The sequence below is a fragment of the Muribaculum sp. genome (assembly GCF_029051885.1).
GTDB lineage: Bacteria > Bacteroidota > Bacteroidia > Bacteroidales > Muribaculaceae > Muribaculum.
On the sequence record NZ_JAIDKI010000067.1, the window covers coordinates 1 to 5108 of the forward strand.

A 5108-nucleotide genomic window follows, 5' to 3' on the forward strand; every position below is an offset into this window, starting at 1 on the left:
ATACGAGACAACCGGTAATTTTATAATTCCTCACTCTCTTGCTGAATTTGAAATAAATGCAAAAATATATCAACGATGTTAAACAAATTACCTCCAGTCGGTCAATCGCCGGCATCTTTCCGCCTGCTCTTCGGTCGTTATGGAACCCCATAACTCCCTCATCACAAGCGAAAATCTGCTCGACGAATGACCGCCCTGACGGTAACATTTATTATTAAACAAGCTCTAGAGCCGGTTCGACAATGTAGGTTGATTGCAGGGCGGTCAATTGCAGGGCATATCTCATTTTGGCCGGTGGTTGTGCCGGTTAAAAAAAAGATGTAACTTAGTGGTGGAAAAAGACATTTGACATGCGTGTTCATCTTGCGATATATATATATGTTTTAGTAGCTTTGGCGACTGTATCCTGTAAGCCGGAGTATAGTTATGACTTTGATTATAATTCCGACTCTGATTATGAGGGACTGCTGGTGAGGCTTGACAGGGAGCTTGTAAAACGTGATGCATATGTTGCCGCACGTAATGCTCGCATTGATTCCCTAAGAAGGGTCAGGGAAGTGGCTTCTTCGGTCGACAGTCTGATGCTCACTGTGGAAATCGCGGATTTGTACCGTGGATTCTTGACTGATAGTGCGCTCGTGGAGTGCCGTCGTGCCGAGAGGCTGGCCGGAGCACTTAATGATGACGACACCGAGTTCAAAATGCGGCTTGAACGCATTCAGCAGATGCCTTTGGCGGGATTCGGTCATGGCGCGATGGCGGAGTTTGAGTCATTAGGTCTTGACAGTCTCTCTGAGGTCAATCATGCGAAGGCTCTGTGGGCGGGGCGGCAGATGTACAGCTATATTGCCGCTCAGTTTCCTAATTTCCCTGATGAGCAGAATCGATGGAACAACAAGGCTACGGAGTTGCAGGAGAGTCTGGTGGGTATGCTTGAAAAGGACTCTCCGGACATGTTGCTCAATGCCGGTGAGTGTGAGTTTATGAAAGGGAATGATGCGAGAGCGTATGCTATACTTACGGAATTGCTTGAACGTATTGATATAAATTCCAATATGGCGGCCCGCGTCGCATCGCTTATCGGGCAGATTGCCTCTCGCCAGGGGCGCGTTGATGAGAGTATTTATTATCTTGCTCTTTCGGCAATTGCTGATGTCCGGTCGGCGACACGTGAGGTTACGTCTTTGCAGCAGCTTGGAATCGCTATGTATGACAAGGGGGAAATAGAGCGTGCCGACTATTATTTGCAGGAGGCATTGGCCAGTGCCGTGGAGTGTCATGCGTCTATGCGAATGCTGCAGACGTCTGAAGCTATTCCTGTTATCTCCGCAGCCGGAAGGGATGCCGACAATCGCAATCGTGCCAGGCTTTATTGTGCGCTTGGGTTGATGGGACTTCTTGCCATAGGTCTGATATTGCTGATTGTCAAATTGCGAAATGAGATGAGGCATCAGCAGGAACTCCGTAGTAATCTCGAAATTACCAATCATGCCAAAGAGGTGTATATGAGCGAGTTTGTCTCTCTTTGTACCGTGTACATGAACAAACTTAACCGTTTCTGTGAGATTGCCGCTCGAAAAATTGCGACTGGGGCTACGGATGAGTTGTATCGCATGACTAAGTCGGGGCGTTTTGCTGAGGAACAGAGTCGTGATTTTTATGCGACTTTTGACAATGCGTTTCTGCATATATATCCCGATTTTGTCGAACGTGTCAACGAGCTGTTGCGCGACGACAGCAAGATTGAGCTGGATGCCGGTGAGCGGCTGAATACCGATCTTCGTATTCTTGCTTTCATCAGGCTTGGTGTTGAAGACAGTCCTAAGATAGCTCAGGCGCTGAACTATTCGGTAAATACGATATACTCTTATCGTAACCGATTGCGGAATCGAGCTGTTAATCGTGACACTTTTGATGAGGATGTGATGAAAATAGGGTGATGTATCCTTGCGATAAACTTTTTCCGCTGAATTAGGGTTATATGTTAAAATATCCGCCGGGGCGGTTTATTAGATAGCCTTGGCTATGTATTAAGAAGCAACATTATTAACCCCTATTATTAAAAAAAGTCTATGAAAAGTAGCGGAACAACTTTTATTGTCGGCCTTATTTTAGGTGCTCTCACAGGAGTGGTTGCAGAACGATATACACGTACTACATCCCGCGGACGTCAGATTCGCCGTGAAGTAAATCGTGCTCTCCTTGATATTTATGGCAGTGCGGAGCAGCAGCTCGGGCGTGTGAAGGAATTTACGCGCGAACATGTGCCGGCTGTCGGTAAAAAGACCGAGGCTACTGAATAATCCGTAGTGGATGATAAAGGATTTCTATAAAACTACAGGGGATGGCATCTGAAAGATGCCATCCCCTGAGTGGTTTTTTCAATATTCTTATGTTGGAGCAAATCAGCTGTTGGATTACTCTGCTGCGGCTTCTTCCGCGGGAGTCTCCTCTGTAGCTGCTTCTGCCGCTGCTGCTTCAGCTGCCTTTGCTGCTTCAGCTGCTGCGATTTCGGCTTTCTTCTTAGCTACGGCCTCTGCCTTTGATTTGTTGACTGCTTCCTCTGCTTCCAGACGAGCCTTGAGGGCGATTTCTTTCTTGGAAGCCATGTCGGCTTTCAGTGCGTCTACATTAGCCTGACGCTGCTGCTTCCATGCGTCAAAACGGCGCTGTGCTTCAGCTTCGTCAAATGCGCCCTTCTTTACACCGCCCTGGAGGTGCTTCATTAGGAGAACACCTTCGTTGCTGAGGATGCTGCGAACGGTGTCGGTGGGCTGTGCGCCTACGTTGAGCCAATACAAAGCCCGCTCGAAGTTCAATGTTACTGTAGCAGGATTAGTGTTCGGATTATAAGAACCTATCCTTTCAATAAATCTACCATCTCGTGGTGCCCTGCTATCGGCGATTACAATAGGGTAAAACGCATAGTTCTTGTGACCATGACGCTGTAATCTGATTTTGGTTGCCATTAAATTGTTGTTAATTAGTGGTTTTGTATTGTTTGCGTTTCCGATTAGCTCTGTAAACCGGAATTGCGGTGCAAAATTACTTATTATTATTGAGATTACAAAATGATTCTGTGTCGCTGATGCAAAGTTTTTGTGGTAATGTGATAAGAACTTGTTAAGGCTTTGTTCAGAAATATTGTGGAACGGGGTCTTAATCAATGTAGGGTTGTATGGCATGAGCCTATTTCCGCTATGTGTCGGAAGTGTGTGTTTAGGCACATACCTAAGTAGCTCGCAGACATGTTTTCGCCGGCTCGCAGTTGTTATGTGCCACTGTAACCTCCTCATAATAAGCATGGATATGCTCGGCTACTGAACGCGCTGATGAGTATATTCAATATTAGGCAAGTTCTAAAGCTATAGCCGAATTATGATTTATTAACATGATTTGGCTTTATCTACTACGTTTTGAGTGTATCCATGGATGGAAAATATGTGGAGATTGCATAAAAAAGCACAATGAGGTTATTTTTCTTATGAAACAATTTCGTGGTTACAAAGAATAACGCTAAATTTGCGATACTTCTCTTCGGGATTTTGAAAAATACGATATGACCAAAAATTAAATAAGTTTAACTATTAACCAACAAAACAAATGAAAAGAGTCTATACGTTCGGCGATGGCAAGGCCGAAGGTAATGCCGAGATGAGAAACCTCCTCGGTGGCAAGGGCGCGAACCTTGCTGAGATGAATCTTCTGGGTATGCCTGTGCCTCCGGGCTTCACCATTACTACCGAAGTATGCAACGAATACACTCTCAACGGTCGCGAGGCTGTAGTAAAGCTGATACAGAAAGAAGTAGAAGCTGCTATAGCTCACGTTGAGACCCTTACCGGCAAGAAATTCAATGACCCTGCAAATCCTCTCTTAGTATCTGTACGCTCAGGCGCGCGCGCTTCAATGCCCGGCATGATGGATACAGTGCTTAATCTTGGCATGAATGATGCTACCGTAGCTTCTCTTGCAGAAAAGAGCGGAAATCCCCGTTTCGCATGGGACAGCTATCGCCGCTTCGTGCAGATGTATGGTGACGTGGTTCTTGGCATGAAGCCAAAGAGCAAGGCCGACATCGATCCTTTTGAGGAAATCATGGACAAGGTTAAGGCCGAAAAGGGTGTGAAACTTGACACAGATCTGGATGTTGAAGACCTGCAGAATCTTGTTAAGCTCTTCAAGGCTGCCGTAAAAGATTTCACCGGAAAGGACTTCCCCGACAGCGCTTGGGAGCAGCTTTGGGGTGGAATCTGCGCTGTGTTTGACAGCTGGATGAACGAACGCGCTATCCTCTACCGCCGCATGAACCAGATACCTGAAGAGTGGGGTACTGCCGTTAACGTACAGGCTATGGTCTATGGCAACATGGGCGATAACTCCGCTACTGGTGTGGCTTTCAGCCGCGATGCCGCTACCGGCGAAAATATATTCAACGGTGAGTATCTTATCAACGCTCAGGGCGAGGACGTTGTGGCCGGCATCCGTACTCCTCAGCAGATTACAGTTGAAGGTAGCCGCCGCTGGGCAGCCCTTCAGGGCATTACAGAAGAAGAACGTGTGGCTAAATTCCCCTCGCTCGAAGAATCTATGCCTGTATGTGCTGCAGAACTTATCGCAATAGCCAACCGCCTGGAGAACTATTACAAAGACATGCAGGATATGGAGTTCACTATCCAGGACGGTAAGCTCTGGATGCTCCAGACACGTAATGGTAAGCGTACTGGCGCTGCCATGGTCAAGATTGCCATGGATCTTCTCCGTGCCGGCGAGATTGACGAAAAGACTACACTTCTCCGTATGGAGCCTCAGAAACTCGATGAGCTTCTCCACCCGGTATTCGATAAAGCTGCCCTGAAGCGCGCCAATGTTGTTGCCAAGGGTCTTCCTGCATCTCCCGGTGCTGCCGCAGGTCAGATTGTGTTCTCTGCCGAAGAGGCTGAAGCATGGTCGGAAAAGAAGAAGAAAGTTGTTCTGGTTCGTATCGAGACCTCCCCTGAGGACCTCCGCGGTATGGCTGTGGCCCAGGGTATCCTTACCATGCGTGGCGGTATGACATCTCACGCAGCCGTTGTTGCCCGTGGTATGGGTAAATGCTGTGTCAGCGG

At 47.4% G+C, this 5108-nt stretch carries 4 protein-coding genes; 3 read left to right on the forward strand and 1 reads right to left on the reverse strand.

All coding sequences use genetic code 11. The features are described 5' to 3' along the window. Nucleotides 1-350 precede the first annotated feature (350 nt). Nucleotides 351-1940 carry a DUF6377 domain-containing protein gene (locus K2I50_RS02865; protein WP_301024741.1) on the forward strand — a complete coding sequence of 530 codons (1590 nt, stop codon included), beginning with the start codon at nucleotides 351-353 and terminating at the stop codon, nucleotides 1938-1940. Between the two features lie 132 nt (nucleotides 1941-2072). Further along, nucleotides 2073-2303, forward strand: a complete 231-nt coding sequence (locus K2I50_RS02870; RefSeq protein WP_301024742.1) for a YtxH domain-containing protein — start codon at nucleotides 2073-2075, stop codon at nucleotides 2301-2303. Between the two features lie 114 nt (nucleotides 2304-2417). On the opposite strand, the gene K2I50_RS02875 is transcribed toward K2I50_RS02870, so the two are convergent. Beyond that, nucleotides 2418-2969, reverse strand: coding sequence for a 30S ribosomal protein S16 (locus K2I50_RS02875; RefSeq protein WP_123611739.1), 552 nt, complete (start codon nucleotides 2967-2969; stop codon nucleotides 2418-2420). Between the two features lie 634 nt (nucleotides 2970-3603). On the opposite strand from K2I50_RS02875, the gene K2I50_RS02880 reads away from it, so the two are divergent. After that, on the forward strand, nucleotides 3604-5108 hold a 1505-nt coding region (locus K2I50_RS02880), incomplete at its 3' end, for a PEP/pyruvate-binding domain-containing protein (protein ID WP_301024743.1).

What these genes read in the sequence shown, in the direction of transcription:
- K2I50_RS02865 (WP_301024741.1), top strand. Translation starts at nt 351, where the DNA reads ATGCGTGTTCATCTTGCGATATATATATATGTTTTAGTAGCTTTGGCG.
- K2I50_RS02870 (WP_301024742.1), top strand. Translation starts at nt 2,073, where the DNA reads ATGAAAAGTAGCGGAACAACTTTTATTGTCGGCCTTATTTTAGGTGCT.
- K2I50_RS02875 (WP_123611739.1), bottom strand. Translation starts at nt 2,969, where the DNA reads ATGGCAACCAAAATCAGATTACAGCGTCATGGTCACAAGAACTATGCG.